Raw genomic sequence first — 17,785 nt, 5'->3', positions numbered from 1 at the left:
GGGAACTACAAACCATGGGAAAATATTTTGGGACAGACGGTGTCCGCGGTGTTGCAAACCGCGAGCTTACGCCTGAGCTTGCTTATAAAATCGGACGCTGCGGCGGTTACGTGCTCGCCGGGCAGGCAGATAAGCCGAAAGTCGTGATTGGACTGGATACCCGGATTTCGGGACCGATGCTGGAGGCTTCGCTTATTGCGGGCCTACTCTCGATCGGCGCGAGCGTCGTACGGATCGGAGTCGTGTCGACACCGGCCGTCGCGTATCTGACGCGAGTACTGGGCGCAGATGCAGGCGTTATGATCTCCGCTTCGCATAATCCGGTTGAAGACAACGGCATTAAGTTCTTCGGCGGCGACGGCTTCAAGCTCTCCGACGAAACGGAGAACGAGATCGAGCGGTTGATGGATGCGGAAATCGACGAGCTGCCGCGGCCAGAGGGCGGCGATATCGGGACGGTAACGGTGGATGAAACAGCGAAGCGCGTCTTCATGGACTTCTTGAAGACAACGGTTTCCAACTCCTTCAGCGGGTTAAAGATCGTGCTGGACTGCGCGAACGGCTCGGCGCACAGTATTGCGCCGACGGTGTTCCGCGAGCTCGGCGCTGAAGTGATCACGGTCGGCGCTGAGCCGAACGGCCTGAATATCAACGACGGCGTCGGTTCGACACATCCGGAGTATCTGCGCGAAGAGGTTTTGAAGCATGGGGCGGATCTGGGACTTTCATTCGACGGCGACGCAGACCGACTGATCGCGATCGACGAGAACGGCGAAGAAGTCGACGGAGATTATATTCTGTGCATCTGCGGCGACGCGATGAAGCGCGCTGGGAAGCTGAAGAACGACACGGTCGTGACGACGGTCATGAGCAACATCGGTTTCTTCAAGGCCGCGCAGAAGATCGGCCTGAACACCGCGCAGACGGCCGTAGGCGACCGCTATGTCATGGAAGAAATGCGCCGTGGCGGCTTCAATCTGGGCGGGGAGCAATCCGGCCATGTTATTTTCCTGGATTATAATACAACTGGCGATGGCATCCTGACCGCGCTGCAATTGACGGACACCCTAGTGGCATCCGGTAAGAAGCTGGGCGAGCAGAAGAAGCTGATGCGCAAATATCCTCAGGTTCTGATCAACGTGCGCGTGGCGGACAAGAATGCGTATAAGAGCAATCCGGCCATTGCCGCGGTAATCGCCGACGTGGAGCGGGAGCTCGGCGACAACGGCCGCGTGCTCGTGCGTCCTTCCGGTACGGAATCGCTGGTCCGCGTCATGGCGGAAGGACCGGAGAAGGATGAGGTAGAAGCTTACGTGGCACGGATCGTGGATACGGTTCGCACGGAGATCGGCACGGAATAAGCGTAGGGTACAACAGGCAATCCTAGAGGCATGAACGTGCGCTCGGGGTTGCCTGTTCTCCTGAAGGGGATATTGGTGGATAGAATTTCAAAGATCGGCTGTAACTGCGACTGCAAGCGGTTACCTAAAGATTGGGTTGCACGTTTACGCTAAAATGCATATAGTAGGTAGTGACATTCAAGAAGGAAAGCGAGGGTTGGGGTTATTAGCATCACAAAGCGCCAGAGCTTGTGCATCTTCATGCAGCTGCTGCAGCGGTCCAATTCGGAACGGGCCATGCGGATCATTAATCGGCTGAATGAACGGCAAGCTGACGAGGTGGAGGTGTTCGGAATTTTCGGCGGGGACCTCCCGGTATTGCATTCAACCGAAAGTCGATTCTCAAATAGACCGGGCGACTGGTCTGACAAAAGATCGACAGGATGCTCCATAGGAAAAGAAAGCGAACGACGGCAACGGAAGCCGTCTGCGCTGAAACAGCAGTCAGATCGATGAAAGGCAAAACAGCTTCGAGGAGCTGTTTGTTTTCTGTTGGGTTCTGACGGTTGGATTCAAGAATGAAGATCTGTTAGGCAGCCCGCTGATTTTGAGCGTGTGCGCTGCCCTTTATATCTTATTGTCTATAACCCTTTGCGGATCGATGCCGGCGAATAGTGCGGCTTGTGCCGCCATGCTTTGACAGGTATTCAAAGGCATCCGTTGCCGACAAACATTCGATAACGGAGGTCTATTCATATGTGTGGAATTGTAGGATATATCGGTAAACGGGACTCGCAGGATATTTTGATCGAGGGCTTGAAAAAGCTGGAATACCGCGGATACGACTCCGCGGGCATCGCCGTGTTCACGAAGAACGGACTGGAAGTGCGCAAGTCGATCGGCCGCCTGGCCAACTTGGAAGAAAAGCTGGACGGTCAGCCGCTGGAAGGCTCCGTCGGCATCGGCCATACGCGCTGGGCAACGCACGGCAAGCCGTCGGACGTGAATTCGCATCCGCATACGGACAACACGCACAAGTTCTCTGTCGTTCATAACGGCATTATCGAGAACTACCTGGATCTGAAGGATGAGCTGATTGCGAAAGGCTGCCGGTTCGTATCGGAAACGGACACGGAGGTTATCTCGCATCTCGTCGCTGACGAATATGATGGCGACATCGTGAAAGCCGTACAGCGCGCGGTGAAACGGATGCGCGGCGCGTTCGCACTCGGCGTTCTGACCGAGTTTGAGCCGGACCGTCTCGTGGCGGTGCGCTTTGCCAGCCCGCTGGTTATCGGCGTCGGAAAAGGCGAGAACTTCATCGGTTCCGACATTCCGGCGATCCTGGAGCATACACGCGACGTGTATATCCTGAACGACGGTGAAATGGCGATTCTGACGAAGAACAGTGTCGAATTGATGACGATCGATGGCGGATTTATTTCCAAGGAAATATTCCATGTCGATTGGGATTTGGAAACGGCGGAAAAAGCCGGATTCGATCATTTTATGTTGAAAGAAATTTACGAGCAGCCGAAAGCCTACCGCAACACGATGATGGGACGTATTACGGATGACGGGAAATCCGTCGCGTTGAAAGAAATCGGCATGACGGCCGAGCAGATCCGTGCAATTCGCAAAGTGCATATCGTCGCTTGCGGAACGGCGTTCCACGCTGGTCTGGTCGGCAAGACGGTCATCGAGAACCTGGCCCGCATTCCGGTTGAGACGGATGTAGCGTCGGAATATCGTTACCGCTCGCCGATTATCACGCCGGATACGCTTGTGATCGTCGTCAGCCAATCGGGCGAAACCGCGGATACGCTAGCCGCGCTGCGCGAAGCAAAACGCTGCGGTGCCCGCGTGCTGGCGATCACGAACGTCGTCGGCAGCTCGGTTGCCCGCGAAGCAGACGATGTCATGATTACGCAGGCCGGTCCGGAGATCGCCGTGGCCTCGACCAAAGCGTATACGTCGCAGCTGATTGCATTTTATCTGCTCGGATTGTTCCTGGCGGAAACGATCGGCACTCGCGATGCGGCTTATGTATCGGAAGTCGTCGCGGCCATGAGCGAATTGCCGGAGCAAGTAGAGCGTATCCTGGAGAGCGCGGAAGTGTTGAAGCAGGTAGCGGAATCCCTGTCGAAGCACAATAACCTGTTCTTCATCGGCCGCGGAGTCGACTTTGCCGTCGCGCAGGAAGGCTCGCTGAAGCTGAAGGAAATTTCGTACATCCATTCCGAGGCGTATGCGGCAGGCGAGCTGAAGCATGGCACGCTGGCGCTGATCGAGGAAGGCATTCCGGTCATCTCGGTCATCACGCAGGAAGATCTCTACGAGAAAACGCTTAGCAACATTAAAGAAGTGAAGGCACGCGGCGCGCATGTTCTTGCCCTTGTTAACGAAGGCCAGGAAGAGGAAGTCGGTAAATCCGTCGACGAGCTGTTCGCGATTCCGAAGACGCTGCCTCTGCTCGCGCCGGCGCTGTCCGTTGTACCGCTGCAGCTGATTGCTTACTTCGCGTCTCTGGCTCGCGGCAATGACGTGGATAAACCGCGGAATCTTGCGAAGAGCGTGACGGTGGAATAACGGAGTTGCGCCTGAAGACAACAACCTAGTAGTGCTAAGTTAACTCGATCGCACAAAGACGGAGGCTACCGTCGTAGACGGCTGCCTCATTAGAGAAACCCATGCTTTTTTCAAAGCGATGGGTTTCTCTTTTGTTTTTAGCCGCGGTAATATAACTTTTCGAAGGCCTCCCTCGGTCTACGGAAATCCAGCTAAGCCATTCCGCCCTCTCAAGGTGGAGTGGCTTTTTGCATTTATTCGATGCATTCCGAACCCCAAAGCCGGTAATCAAAGAAATCGACGTAATTTGAAGTGTACTCTGCCGCATGCGGCAGTTAGATTTAAGTTGCCGAGGGCGGTATCCGGTCGGTCTTCTGCATGGATCAACCTGCCGTATTCGAAGGAAATCGATTAAAGGGGATCGCGAAATGACGAAGTTGAAGGTCGGTATTATCGGCGTGGGAGAGGTCGCCCAGATCATTCATTTGCCTATTCTGGCATCGCTGCCGGAGCTGTACGAGATGGTGGCGTTGTGCGATATTTCGCCGAAGCTGCTCGCGAAGATAGGTGAGAAGTACTCGGTCAAGAACTTGTATTCGAACGCCGAGCAGATGCTCGATCAGACCGAGATGGACGCGGTATTCATCCTAAACAATATGGAATACCATACCGATTGCACCGTGGCCGCGTTGCGAAGGAACGTTCACGTCTTCGTGGAGAAGCCGATGTGCGTGACCGAAGCGGAAGCCGGGGCGATTATCCGGGCGCGGAATGCTTCCAACGCTCAAGTGATGGTCGGCTATATGAGGCGCTTCGCTCCTGCTTATCTTCGGGCGCTGGAAGAAGTCCAGACGCTAGGACCCATCAATTATGCTCGCGTCAGGGATATCATAGGCCCGAACGCTTTCTTCACCGGCCAATCGGGCACGCATGTGTACCGATTCGACGATATCCCGGCCGAAGCCGCGCAAGACCGCAAGGCGAGGAATGCCCGTCTTATGAGGGAAGCGATCGGCGAGCAATCTCCCGAGACCTATGCGGCTTACGGCCTTTTGCTTGGTTTGAACAGCCACGACATCTCCGCCATGCGGGAGCTTCTCGGCGTGCCGATAGGCGTGAAGGCGGTCACTTCCTCGCGCGGAGGCAGATTCAAAACCGCCATTCTGCAGTTCGAGGGTTATGATGCCGTCTTCGAGACCGGAGTCGACCAGCAAGGACGTTTCGACGCCCATATCGAGGTTTTCGGGGAGAGCAAGTCGCTGCTTATCCAATACGATACGCCTTACTTAAGGCAGTTGCCGACAACGCTGCGGATCCGGGAGACGATCGGCGACTCGCTTGAGGAGACGATCATCCGGCCGACGTACAAGGACGCGTACACCTGCGAACTCGAGTATTTTCATGAGGTTGCAACCACGGGAATGCCTCCCAAGACGACGCCGGAGGACTACGTCCAGGATCTTCGTATATGCGCCATGATGATGGATGCCATCAAGTAAGGATGTGAAGGGATGAGCGGGGCAAACCACGGTAAAGCAACAAAGGACGATCACGAAGATAACCATTTAAGGATTGGCGGTAACTGTTTAACGGATTTAAAATGGCTGTCGGCGCTTGAAGCGCCGCTGCGCGTAACGGGTTTGCCATGGCTGGAGCGAGATGGCGTATATCGCAGGTTGCCGGTGAACCCCAGCCATTCGATTCGGCCGGAAGTGGATCGGTTAGCGAATTTTACGACCGGCGTGCAGGTCCGTTTCCGGACGGATTCAACGAAATTATACGTAAGGGCGAAGCTGGCTGCTCCGTACAGCATGTATCAGATGACGGCTACGGGTCAGTGCGGCGTGGATTGTTATATCGGAGCGATCGGGGATCAGCGGTATATCAACACCTCGCGTTTCGACTTTACCCAAGCGGAATACGAATCCGTGCTATTCGATTCCCTCCCGAGGCAGATGCGCGATATCACGCTGAACCTCCCTTTATATCAAGGTGTAAGCGAACTGCACGTCGGCACCGAGCCTTCATCGGAGATCGTGGCGTTTCCGGGATTCCCCGTGGGCAAGAAGGTGCTTCTCTACGGAACGTCGATTACGCACGGCGCGTGCGCGACCCGGCCAGGCATGGCTTATCCCAATATTCTCAGCCGCTTGTTCCCGCTCGAATTCGTGAATCTCGGCTTCTCGGGCAATGCGCAAGGGGAGCCTGAGCTCGCGCATATTATTAGCCAGATCGAAGAGCCGGGTCTGCTCATTCTGGATTACGAAGCCAATACGCCAAGCACCGAGCGGCTCCGGGAGTCTCTGCCCGAATTTATCCGCATCTATCGCCGGCGCCATCCCGAGGTTCCGATTCTCGTCATCTCGCAAATTCGATTGGCAAGAGAAGCATTCGACCACGAGCAAGCTTCCCGAAGGGAAGAGCGCAAGCGGATCCAGCGGGAAGAGGTCGGGCGGCAACGCTCCGCGGGGGACCGCAACGTGCATTTCGTCGACGGGGCGCTGCTGCTGGGCGATGATCCCCAGGATTGCACGACGGACGGCATACATCCCTCCGATCTGGGCTACGATCGCATCGCGAAGGCGCTTCGGCCGGTCATTGCGGAGCTGCTGCAAGGCATCATCGAACAAGCAACGGGAAGGGACGAAGGGAAATGAGCCAAGGGCGATCGAACGCACGACTACACCGAGTCACGTTGGAAATGAGCTTGAAGCCGTTTACGAGCATGGAGCCTTCCGCCATCGAAGCGAAATGCGAAGAAGCGATTCGGCAGTGGCTGCCGTTGATCGGCATGGCGGATAGCTGTTCGATGCTTCTATGGGTCGCGGACGGCAGCGAAATTCTGACTTGGGACGGCAACTGGGAGCGCGAGCTCGAGTGGGGGCGCTATATCGGCTTCGCGAACGAGGATAAATTCGGCCATGAGCCGAACGCCCCCCTTACCGCCAAGCTTTACCGGCCCGATGCTTGCGCGATTACTTACGCCGATCTTCGGTTCATCGTAGGGGCTTTCAAGCGAATCGCCGCCGAGAACTTCGGCATTCGAATGGAAGTTGGCGCCACGTTCGACGCCGGACCCGAATTCGCCTATTCCGATTTCAAATACAAGCTTCATCCGGAGATCAATCATGCCGAGCTCGGGGGCCAAGAAATCGCGCTGAAGGCGGATTACAACGTGATCTGCATTTGGTCGAAGCTGCGCGAAGATCGGAACGCCTACGCCGCTTATCCGGAAGGAATACCCGAAGGGACGCCGTTCGGCGAATATCTGGGCAGGCAATGCGCAAGCTTTCTTCCGGAGCTCGGCTTTGATTATATCTGGTTCTCGAACGGGTTCGGCTTTTCCTACTTCCCTTGGACGTACCTGGGAGCGAATTACGACGGGACGGCTTTGCCGCTGGCGGATTACGAGGAACTGACGGGCAGAATTCTGTCGTTCTGGGAGCACTTCAAACGGGAATGCCCGGATTTTCGCACGGAGGTGCGCGGCACGAACTTCGGGACGGGGATGGATCTGGCGAAGGACTTCATACCGCTGGCCGAGCTGTACAGAAGAAAATACATCGCGTACCCGCCGCCGAACTCGCCGTGGGGAGCGCTCAACTTCGACTTCGGTCTGGAAATCGCGTCGCACATGTCCAGAATCGCGGTTCTGCCGGGCGAGACGTATCCGTATCGCTTCTATCCGAACGATCCTTGGTTCTGGCAAAATCCGTGGTGGGATCTCTACGATCGGGAACCGCACGACATCTATTGCCCGTTGACGGTCGCTCGCATGAATAGCGAAGGCGAGCTGCAGAATCCGGGCATTATCGAGCTGCTGACGATCGATACGGAGAAGGGCGAATTAAACGCGGATTGTCCCGCGGAAGTCATTCCCCATCTTCGCCGGGCGATCCAAGACTTTCCCGATCAGACCGGTATTCTGACCTGGCTCTATCCGTTCACGGAATACAACGCGGCGGTTGCGGAATCGGCGAACGAATCGAAGACGGTCTTCTTCGAAGAGTGGTTCGTACGGAATGCGATCAATCAGGGTTTGCCTCTCAATACCGTGCTCAGCACGGATGAATTCGCGGCGATGACGACCGAAGCGAAGACCAAGCTGCGGGATACGATCGTCTTCGCCCCGGCTTCCGGGTTAACGGGCGAGAACGGTCGGCTTCTGGCCGCGTTCGTCCGGGAAGGGGGCAAGGCGATCATCTACGGGGCGGTAACCGATTCGCGGTGGCTGGAGCTGCTCAACATCCGGCAGGATCGCGGTCTCGAAGGCGAGCTGACGCTAAATCATATGATGTTGACCGACACGTTACTGGACCTGGAAGAAGAAGCTTCGACATCGAAAATATTCAAGCACGATTCCCTAATTGGAGGAGGAGCGCTTAACGAGGTTCTGAACGACAGAGACGATCGGGCCACGAAAGTATGCGCGACGGCGGCATCCGCCCGGGAAGACGAGGTTCGAATCCTCGCCTTGACCCGGGAGTTGCCGGAGTGGAACGGCGGCAAAGTCGGTTGGGTACGGGGTTCCCTGCCGTTCGAGGGAGGCACCGTTACCCAGCTTCCCGTCCGGCAAGCCGAAGCTTTCTCTGACCTCTCGCTTCTCGCCCGGCAGCTCCTCGCGGAATTCGGATACAATCTCCGTCAGACGAAGCCGGAAGAGGCGAGCAAGCCCGCTCTGTTGTTCGTCTCGCGCCGCAACAACGGGTTCATCTTCACGGGCTGCCGGCAGGATACTTCGGTATCGCTCCGCATGCGCTTCCCGGACGGAGTTCCGGTCTTTACGGGCCAGACGATCGGGGCCGGACAAGGGAACGCCGCTTATTCGTTCGATCGTACTTTCCACGACGAGTGCCGCATCTTCGTCGATCAGCAAGAGACGACGACCGTCTTCTGCCGGGAATACATGCCGGTCCCTACGGCGAGGAAGAATTCGGTTCGTTTCCTCCACGTCACAGGTTTGCGCGAGGCTACTGTGACGATATATCCGCCGCTAGCGAGTCTTGCCGCGGGAAGCGTCGAGGTCAAGGCCGATCACGTCTATCTGGACCTTCAGGGCTGCATATCAGGCGATAAATTGGTTATCCCGCATGTAAGCGGGGAGATGGAGGTTACTTGGTGATGCGAGGAGGAAGCGAATTGAGGCGCAAATTCGCCGTTCAATTATACACGCTGCGCAAGGAATGCGAGCTGGACTTTCCGGCAACGCTGAGAACGCTCGGCAGCATGGGGTGGGCCGGCGTGGAGACGGCCGGGCTTCACGGATACTCGGCGGAAGAGATCGGCGAGGTACTGGCGGAAGCGGGATTAAAGACGGCCGCCATGCATGTCTCCGTCGAGCGACTGCGAACGGATGCGCAAGGCATCAAGGAGGAAGCAAGGCTGCTCGGCACGACGCGTCTGATCTGTCCGTCGGTACCTCACGAATGGCGCAACGAACAGGGCTACGTCAAATTGCGGGAGGAACTGAACGCGGCGGCGGCGGAGATGGGTTCCGAAGGCTTCACGGTCGGCTTCCACAACCATGCGTTCGAGTTCGATACGAACGTCGGGGGCCAAGACGCTCTGAGGTATCTCATCGATCCGACGCCAGATAATGCCATACTCGCGGAAATTGATGTATACTGGTTGACGAAAGCAGGCTACGATCCGGCTTCCTTCCTGGAGCCGTACGGAGGACGAATGCCGACGATGCACCTGAAGGATATGACGGGCGACGAGCGCCGAACCTATGCCGAGATCGGCACCGGAATCATCGCATTCGAGCCTCTGCTTCTATGGGGAGAACGGAACGGCGTGGATTGGTACGTCGTGGAACAGGATCTATGCGAGGGAAACGCGCTGGACAGCGTGAGGATCAGCTTGGGCAATTTGCATGCGCTGGCCGACCGACTAGAAGCGGGAACCCGATAAGTTAAGAGAAGTTAAGAGAAGTTAATAGAAGTTAAGAGAAGTTAAGAGAAGATAAGATTGCAAGAGGGACTGGCGGATGCCAGTCTCTTCGGCATTGTTCAGGATAAGGGGAGGACGACCGCATGAAGCGATTCGGGGTCAAAGCGTATTACGTCAAAATGGTTCTCTGGATCAGCATCGCGATTCTGCTCATGATCATCGCGCTGTCGGTGGTCGTCTACCTCAACACGCAGAAGCTGCTCGTGAAGAACGAATATGCCTCCAACCAGAAGATCCTGTACCAGGTGAAATACAATATGGCGTTCATGGACGACGCGATCAGCAGCCTATGCAAGACGCTCTATCTAAACAGCGACGTGGACGCGGTGATGTACGCGAAGCAAGAGAATATGGTCGACGTGGCCAATCGGCTGAATAAGGTGACCAGTTCCATCACGTCGACCAATCCCTACATTCATTCCCTAACGATCTACAATCGCAACTTGGACCAGACTTACAACGCGGGAAGTCCCTTATTCTTCGAGGACCAGCTCGTAGACGCGCTATACAAATCGGAAAAGCAGCCGCCCCCGAAGATGAAGCCGATCTTCCGCGACATCCGGAAGCTGGTGAACAGGGAGTCCCAACCCGAGAACGTCTTCTCCTATCTGATGTACGAGACCTCCGCGGACGATCTTAAGCCCGACGGCGTTATCGTGATCAACGTCAGGGCGGAATGGCTGCTGGACAACATCCGGCAGATTAATATGATCGACAAACGCAAGGGCGACAATATCTTTCTCTTGGACCAATCCGGGGAGTATCTAGCTGACGGCTCGGCCGACAACAAGATGATGCAATGGTTGAAAGCCGATTTCTCGGCCTACAAAGCTTCGCATCCGAACGGAGATACGGACGGTTTCTTCCAGAGCAAGCACGGAGGAACCTCTTATCTGGTCACTTACTCCAGCGTCGAGAGCGCCGGAATGACCTTATTGAAGACGCAGCCGGTTCTTGAAGTGTATAGATCTATCGCGAGCCTGCGCGTGAGCATTATCATCATTACGCTGATTACCCTGCTCTTCGCCCTTATTGTCTCGATTCTCATCTCCCGCAGGATCTATCGGCCATTCGGCAACCTCGTGAACGCGGTCAGGCGAGACCGTCCGCGCGGAGCGGGGGACGACGAGACCGTCGACGAAATCTCGTATTTGAACGCCGTCTATCGGCAGTCGATGGAAGAGCTCGAGTCGTTCTATAAAGAGAAGCACGACAACAAGGATAGAATGAGGCATTATTGGCTGAGCCGGTTGCTCGACGAGCGATTCTCGATTTCGCGGGAAGAGCTTGCCGCCCTATTCAAAGAGATGAGAATTTCATTGAATCCCCGGGGTTCGCATGCGGTATGTTTGCTCCGAATCGATAATTACAAGGAATTCCTGCAAGCGTTCAACGCCAGGGATAAGGAAATGTTCCGGTTCGCCATGCTTAATATCGCAGCGGAGTCCGTGGCGAGATCGTATCCGAACGAAGGAATCGACATGAAGGAAGACCATGTGCTGCTGATCGTAAGCGTTCCGGACCAGGACGATGTCCACGAATCGAAACTCGCCGAGCTGCTCGCGGAAGCGCAGGCTAACTTCTCCCGATTGTTCAAGGTCACCTTCACGGCTTCGATCAGCGGCAAGTCCGAAGAAATGAGCGAGCTGCACGCCCTGTATAGCCAAACGTTGGATCAGTCGATGTACCGGCTTCAGCTCGGCCACGGCTCCGTCATTACCCAGGCGCGAATTCGCAAGAATGCCGAGAGCAAGAAGTCCGGCTATCCCAAAGAATTGGAAGAATGGTTCGTGGAGACGATCAAATCGGGCAACGTCGCCGCCATGAAGGAAGTGCTGGCGAATCTGTTCGGGGAAATGGAGACGCTCAATTACCACAATGCTTTGGTCTCGATCATCAGACTGGTCGATACGGCGATCGAAGCGTTGGACGAAGCGAAGATACCTCCGGCGCCCTCGCTCCAGATCGCCTCGATCGGCCGTCACATTCTGGAGAAGGAGACGATGGCCGAGATCCATCGAATCATCAGGGGCGGCTTGCAGGATTCGATCAATAAGGAGACGGCCGAGAATACGGATACGCTGAACTATTTTGTCGTAGACGCGGTCACGGAATATATTCATAAGCATTATCAGGACTTGTCCTTAAGCCTTCCTTCGATCGCGGCCATGATGAAGATATCTTCCCGCAACCTAAGCAAGATCTACAAGCAGGCGACGAATCAATCGATTCCGGATCTTATCAACGGCGTGCGGCTGACCAAGGCGGCGGAGCTCCTGATCGAGGAGGATCTAAGCGTCTACGAGGTCGTTCAGAAGGTGGGATTCACGAACGAAACGTACTTTTTCAGCCTGTTCAAGAAGAAGTTCAAGGTAACCCCGAAGGAATACGCGCTGCAAAGGAACGTGAACAAATTCATATAAGGCGTCATAGCAGAGCTTCGGCGATAACCGCCGGGCTCTGTTTTTGCGTTTAGGCTCCGATTCGAGGCGTCGGCAGCGGTTTTTTGAAGGAAACGACCGGATTTAAAATATACAGCCGCGCCGTTCGCGCCTAAAGTTGGGGTAAGACGAAACAACCGAGAAAAGGAAGTGCAGGACGCATGATCAGGATCATCAAGAAGAACGCCGGATTGTCGATGCTGGCGCTGCCGGGATTCATACTCATCATTATTTTCAATTACGTGCCGCTCTACGGGCTGCTGTTGCCCTTCAAGACGTACCGCTACAACCTTGGCATATGGAACAGCCCTTGGGTCGGGTTAGACAACTTCGGGTACCTCTTCCACGGGGACGCGCTCTATCGGGTACTGCGGAATACGATTCTCTACAACATCGCTTTCATCGCGATCGGCACGACCCTTTCGGTCATCATCGCGTTACTTCTATACGAGCTCAGCCGGCGATTCGTGAAAGCGTATCAGACGATTCTGTTCATTCCGTACTTCATCTCTTGGGTCGTGGCCGGATTCGCGTTCCGATCGCTCTTCGATATGGAATACGGCGTCATTAACCGCTTGTTGGTTTCGCTTGGCCAAGAGCCGATCATGTGGTACAGCGATCCGAAATACTGGCCTTATATTATCGTAATCGTGGCGGTGTGGAAGGGTCTGGGTTACAGCTCGGTCATCTATTACGCGGCGCTCATGGGCATCGATTCGGAATATTACGATGCCGCCAAGATCGACGGAGCCAGCAAAGCGCGTCAGGCGTTCTCGATCTCGGTGCCGATGATCAAACCGATCATTATCATGCTCGTCATCCTTCAGATCGGAAGCATCTGTTACAGCGATTTCGGATTGTTCTATAACGTAACGCTGAACTCTTCGCTGCTCTATAGGACGACGGACGTCATCGACACCTTCGTCTACCGCTCGCTGATTGACTTGGGCGATATCGGGATGGCTTCGGCGGCCGGGTTCTTCCAATCGATCGTCGGCTTCTGCCTCGTTCTCATAACGAACACGATCGTCAAGAAAATCAATCCGGAAAACTCTCTCTTCTAAGGGGCGCAACCATGAAAAATAACGCAACGACAATCGCAAAAAAACCGCTGCCCGTCGGAAAGCTGGCCATCCATCTCGTATTCGTAGCGTTGTGCATCGCCTGCGTATTCCCGTTCCTGGTCATCATCGGGACATCCGTCCAAAACGAGAACGACATCGTGAAATTCGGGTATTCCATCGTGCCGAAGCACTTCACGTGGGATGCATACCGCGTCATTCTGCACAGCCCCGGGACGTTGCTTCAATCGTACTTCGTGACGATCGCGACGACCTTGATCGGTTCGATCGTCGGCATGTGGGTGACGACCTCCTATGCGTATGCGATCTCCCGCAAGGATTATCGCTTCCGGTCCTTCCTCGCCTTCTTCGTGTTCTTCACGATGCTATTCCACGGCGGGATGGTTCCTTCCTATATTCTGATGGTCAAGTGGCTGGGCTTGAAAAACACGATGCTTGCGCTCATTCTTCCATACCTGATCAGCGGTTGGTTCGTCATGCTGATGAAGGGTTTCCTGCAGACGATTCCGGAAGCGGTCATCGAGTCGGCCAAAATCGACGGAGCCGGAGAGCTGCGAATATTCACGCGCATCGTCCTTCCGATATCGAAGCCGGCACTGGCGACGTTGGGCTTGTTCTTCGCCTTGCAGTATTGGAACGACTGGTGGCTGACTTTGCTCTACGTCGATCACGACAACCTGATGAAGCTTCAGTATTTGCTCATTCGCGTCCTGAAGAACATGGAGTACTTGAATTCGGCGGAGGCCATCGAATACGGGCTGGTGAAGCCGGGCATGCTCGTTCCTTCCCTAAGCGCGCGAATGGCGATGTGCATTCTGGCCGCCGGTCCCATGCTGCTCGTCTTCCCGCTGTTCCAGAAATATTTCGTGCAAGGCTTGACGGTCGGCTCGGTTAAAGGTTGATAATTAACACCATAAGACTTAACGGCTTATGGATGCTGATTATAGATGAAACGCAAATAAAAAAGGGAGGCAATCCAAGTGAATCGTGCAAAGAATCCGGCATCGAAGAAGTGGCTCTTGTCAGGAACGTCCGCCATGCTAGCAGCAATGGTCATCTTAAGCGGTTGCAATTCGAATTCGAATTCGAATTCGAAGAACGAGAACGCGTCTTCAGGCACGAACGGAAGTACCGAACCATCGCAAACGTCCAACGAACCATCGAAGAACGCTTCTCCGGAAGATGCCGGCAGCGAGACGAAGGATTTCGTCAAGCTTAGCTGGTACATGCCGAAGCCGATCGACAACATGAAGGATCAGGATGCGGTCGAGGCGGAAGCGAACAAGATCATCAAGGAGAAATTGAACGCCGAGCTGCACCTTAACCTCATCGACAATGCCGGCTGGGAAGACAAGATGAAGCTGATCTCCGCGGCGGGCGAGCCTTACGATATCGTCTTCACGACCTTCTCGTCCAATCGGATCAGCGACAACGTCGAGAAGGGCGCCTTGATGCCGCTGGACGACCTGCTCAAGAAGTACGGCCAGAACATTCTCGCGAAGGTCGACCCCCGCGCGTGGAAAGCCGTCACGTACAAAGGCAAGATCATGGCGATTCCGGCGCAGACGCCGTATACGCCGGGAAGCGCGCACGTCTTCAAGAAGGATACGGTCGAGAAGTACGCCTTCGATTATAAGAGCGTCAAGAACGTCAAGGATCTCGAGCCGTTCCTGGCCGAAATCAAGAAGAACGAGCCCGAGATGATTCCGCTTCTGGCGACGGCCAACGGGACGGCTTCCGGCGTTTCGTTGTTAGACTACACGACGGTTACGCCGGGTATTTCCTACAGCGAGCAAGACGGGAAGATCGTCAAGATTCTGGACGTCCCGCAGAACAAGGAAAATTACAGAACGCTAAACGATTTCTACAAGAAGGGTTACATCGCCAAGGACGCGGCCATCAAGACGGACTACCTGGCCGAGGCCAAGTCGGGCAAATACGCCGTTATGCGCGATTCGGGCGGATACACCGAAGACGGTTCGAAATCTACGGCAACTTACGGCTTCCCTACGGTTGAGACGCTGTACGGATACCCGACGATCTCGACCAACTCGATGACGGCCGCCGCTTCGGCAATCAGCGCCACCTCCAAAAATCCGGAAAGAGCGATGATGCTGCTTAACCTGATCTGGGGCGACAAGTACTTGCTGAATACGCTGGCTTACGGGGTGGAAGGCAAAAACTATACCGTCAAATCGGGCACGACGCAAGATGATAATCCGACCATCGAAGCGAAGAGCGGTTCGGAGCAAACATGGGCGATCTGGCACAACTGGCTTGGACCGTTGTGGGATCAATGGGATTCCAATTGGAACTCCACGGCCGCCCTGGAAGAGATGCGCAAAAACAACGATAACGGCAAAGCATCCGGCATACTCGGCTTCATCTTCAATCCCGAGCCGGTGAAGAACGAGATCGCGCAAGTGAGCGCCATTCAGAAGGAATCGAATCCGATTCTGACGACGGGCTCGATGCCCGATTTCGAGAACTATTACACGGACCTGCAGAAGCGGCTGGACGAAGCGGGCATGGATAAAATTCTGGCGGAAGCCCAGAAGCAATTCGACGCTTGGAAAGCGGACAACAGTTAATCCGATCGAACCGATAACGGCGGCTCTTCTACGGGTAGTAGGGCCGCCGTTTGTATTCAAACGTTCATAATTCTGTATAAAGGTGGAAGCGGAAATGAGTATAGCGGCGTTTGCAAGAGCCAAAGCCCGCATCGGCGTCATCACGGTGGGACACGAGCCGTATTGGGGACAATTCCCGGGGCTGCGGGAGGAACTGGAGGAATACGGTCGCGAGTTCGAGCGAATGCTGATCGGCTGCGACGTCGAGGTCGTGTCGGCGGGATTCGTCGATAATCTGGACCGGTCGTTCGCGGCCGCGGCCCGGCTGAGAGCGCAGGACGTCGACTTCTTATTCGTCAATCTCAGCACTTACGTTACCTCGTCATCCGCGGCGACGGCCATATTGAATCTCGGAGTCCCCACCGTGTTGGTCGCCTTGCAGCCGCTCAAACGGTTGGACTACCGGAATACGACGACCTATATGCAGTTGGCTAACGATAACATTTGCTCGCTGCCGGAGATCAGCGGCGTGCTCGTGCGTGCCGGCAAGCCCGCGGCGGGCATGATCGTGGGGACGCTCCGCGACGATCCCCGGATCGCCGGCGAGTTGAAGATGTGGTGCCAGGTGGCGAACGCTAGGCGGGCGTTCAAGTACGCTCGGATCGGATATTTGGGCCATACGTACGAAGGCATGTACGATATGAATTCCGATCCTACCGCGTTCACGGCGGCGTTCGGCTCCCACGTCCAGATGCTGGAGATGTGCGACCTCGCCAAGCTGGTGAACGATGCGAATCCGAATGAAATCGCGGACAAGATCGAAGAGATCATGAGCGTATTCACGATCGCCGATCCGTTCATCGATCCGATTACGAGACCGATCATGCAGGAGGACTTGGAATGGTCGGCCAAGGTGGCCGTCGGACTCGACAAGCTGGTCGCCGAGAACGGATTGACCGGACTTGCCTATTACTATCGCGGATTGGACAACAACGAATACGAAAGAATCGGCTCGAACATGGTGCTCGGCAATTCGCTGCTCACCGGCAAGGGAATCCCGCTCGCGGGAGAGGCGGATCTCAAGACTTGCGCGGCGATGCTGGTCATGGATCGGTTGGAGGCCGGCGGCTCCTTCGCCGAGCTACATCCGTGCGATTTCGTGGACGAGATCGTGCTCGTCGGACACGACGGTCCGCATAACGTCAAGATCAGCGACAGCCGACCGGTCATTCGGGGGTTGGATCTGTTCCATGGCAAGAGGGGCTCCGGCATCGGCGTGGAATTCAGCATTCAAGCCGGTCCGGTTACCTTGCTCGGCATTTCCCAGACCGCGGACGGCCGATACAAGATGATCGCCGCCGAAGGCGAATCGATCAAAGGCGAGATTCCGCAGACCGGCAACACGAATACGCGCTGCAGCTTCGATTGCGGCGTCGCCGACTTCATCGAGAGATGGTGCGCCGCCGGTCCGACGCATCACTTTGCGCTCGGCGTCGGTCACGTAGGCACTCAAATCAAGCGATTGTCCAAGGTGCTCGGCATGGAGCTGGAGACGGTCTGATGCTAAATGTCCCTATGCAGGAGAAGGCGAAGCAGAATAACTGCTTCGCCTTCTCTGTATTACGAGCAGCAAGACCGTATTGATTAGGGGCAGGGCGGGCCTGCACGGTGAATATGCTCTTGCGTAGCTTGATGAAATAAGCGGAAGCAATTAAGCTAAGAATGAACGAACTGCTTTTAGTCGGGACGGTCGGCAGAAGTCTTCATTTATTTGATTTTGGAAAGCGTTAGGAATGAGCTGCAACTGTCACGCAACATGTAAGGGAGGGAAG

Annotated in this window: 11 protein-coding genes; all 11 read left to right on the top strand. The window is 55.4% G+C overall.

Annotation, left to right across the window (positions count from 1 at the left end; all coding sequences use genetic code 11):
- Positions 1–14 precede the first annotated feature (14 nt).
- The 11 genes from glmM (at position 15) to AC0YNU_RS30265 (ending at position 17,514) form a co-directional block, all read left to right on the top strand.
- Positions 15–1,361, top strand: coding sequence for a phosphoglucosamine mutase (gene glmM, locus AC0YNU_RS30315; RefSeq protein WP_475763326.1), 1,347 nt, complete (start codon positions 15–17; stop codon positions 1,359–1,361).
- Positions 1,362–2,096: 735 nt separating this feature from the next.
- Positions 2,097–3,929: a glutamine--fructose-6-phosphate transaminase (isomerizing) gene (gene glmS, locus AC0YNU_RS30310; RefSeq protein WP_475763324.1), complete on the top strand. Its 1,833-nt coding sequence runs from the start codon at positions 2,097–2,099 to the stop codon at positions 3,927–3,929.
- 407 nt (positions 3,930–4,336) lie between these two features.
- The gene (locus AC0YNU_RS30305) at positions 4,337–5,407 is read left to right on the top strand and encodes a Gfo/Idh/MocA family protein (protein ID WP_475763322.1); all 1,071 of its coding nucleotides are present in this window, start codon (positions 4,337–4,339) and stop codon (positions 5,405–5,407) included.
- A 12-nt stretch (positions 5,408–5,419) separates the two neighbouring features.
- Positions 5,420–6,565, top strand: coding sequence for an SGNH/GDSL hydrolase family protein (locus AC0YNU_RS30300; RefSeq protein ID WP_475763320.1), 1,146 nt, complete (start codon positions 5,420–5,422; stop codon positions 6,563–6,565).
- Positions 6,562–9,030: a hypothetical protein gene (locus AC0YNU_RS30295; RefSeq protein ID WP_475763318.1), complete on the top strand. Its 2,469-nt coding sequence runs from the start codon at positions 6,562–6,564 to the stop codon at positions 9,028–9,030. The genes AC0YNU_RS30300 and AC0YNU_RS30295 overlap by 4 nt, the downstream gene beginning before the upstream one ends.
- Before the next feature lie 17 nt (positions 9,031–9,047).
- Positions 9,048–9,821 carry a sugar phosphate isomerase/epimerase family protein gene (locus AC0YNU_RS30290; RefSeq protein ID WP_475763316.1) on the top strand — a complete coding sequence of 258 codons (774 nt, stop codon included), beginning with the start codon at positions 9,048–9,050 and terminating at the stop codon, positions 9,819–9,821.
- Between the two features lie 122 nt (positions 9,822–9,943).
- On the top strand, positions 9,944–12,283 hold the full coding sequence (locus AC0YNU_RS30285) for a helix-turn-helix domain-containing protein (protein WP_475763314.1): 2,340 nt from the start codon (positions 9,944–9,946) through the stop codon (positions 12,281–12,283).
- 179 nt (positions 12,284–12,462) lie between these two features.
- Positions 12,463–13,365: an ABC transporter permease gene (locus tag AC0YNU_RS30280; protein ID WP_475763312.1), complete on the top strand. Its 903-nt coding sequence runs from the start codon at positions 12,463–12,465 to the stop codon at positions 13,363–13,365.
- An 11-nt stretch (positions 13,366–13,376) separates the two neighbouring features.
- Positions 13,377–14,285, top strand: a complete 909-nt coding sequence (locus tag AC0YNU_RS30275; RefSeq protein WP_475763310.1) for a carbohydrate ABC transporter permease — start codon at positions 13,377–13,379, stop codon at positions 14,283–14,285.
- A gap of 78 nt (positions 14,286–14,363) precedes the next feature.
- Positions 14,364–15,974, top strand: coding sequence for an ABC transporter substrate-binding protein (locus AC0YNU_RS30270; RefSeq protein WP_475763308.1), 1,611 nt, complete (start codon positions 14,364–14,366; stop codon positions 15,972–15,974).
- Positions 15,975–16,068: 94 nt separating this feature from the next.
- The gene (locus tag AC0YNU_RS30265) at positions 16,069–17,514 is read left to right on the top strand and encodes an L-arabinose isomerase family protein (RefSeq protein WP_475763306.1); all 1,446 of its coding nucleotides are present in this window, start codon (positions 16,069–16,071) and stop codon (positions 17,512–17,514) included.
- Positions 17,515–17,785: the final 271 nt, after the last annotated feature.

Source organism: Paenibacillus sp. J31P316, assembly GCF_056269105.1.
This window is presented reverse-complemented; position numbering and strand designations above follow the sequence as displayed.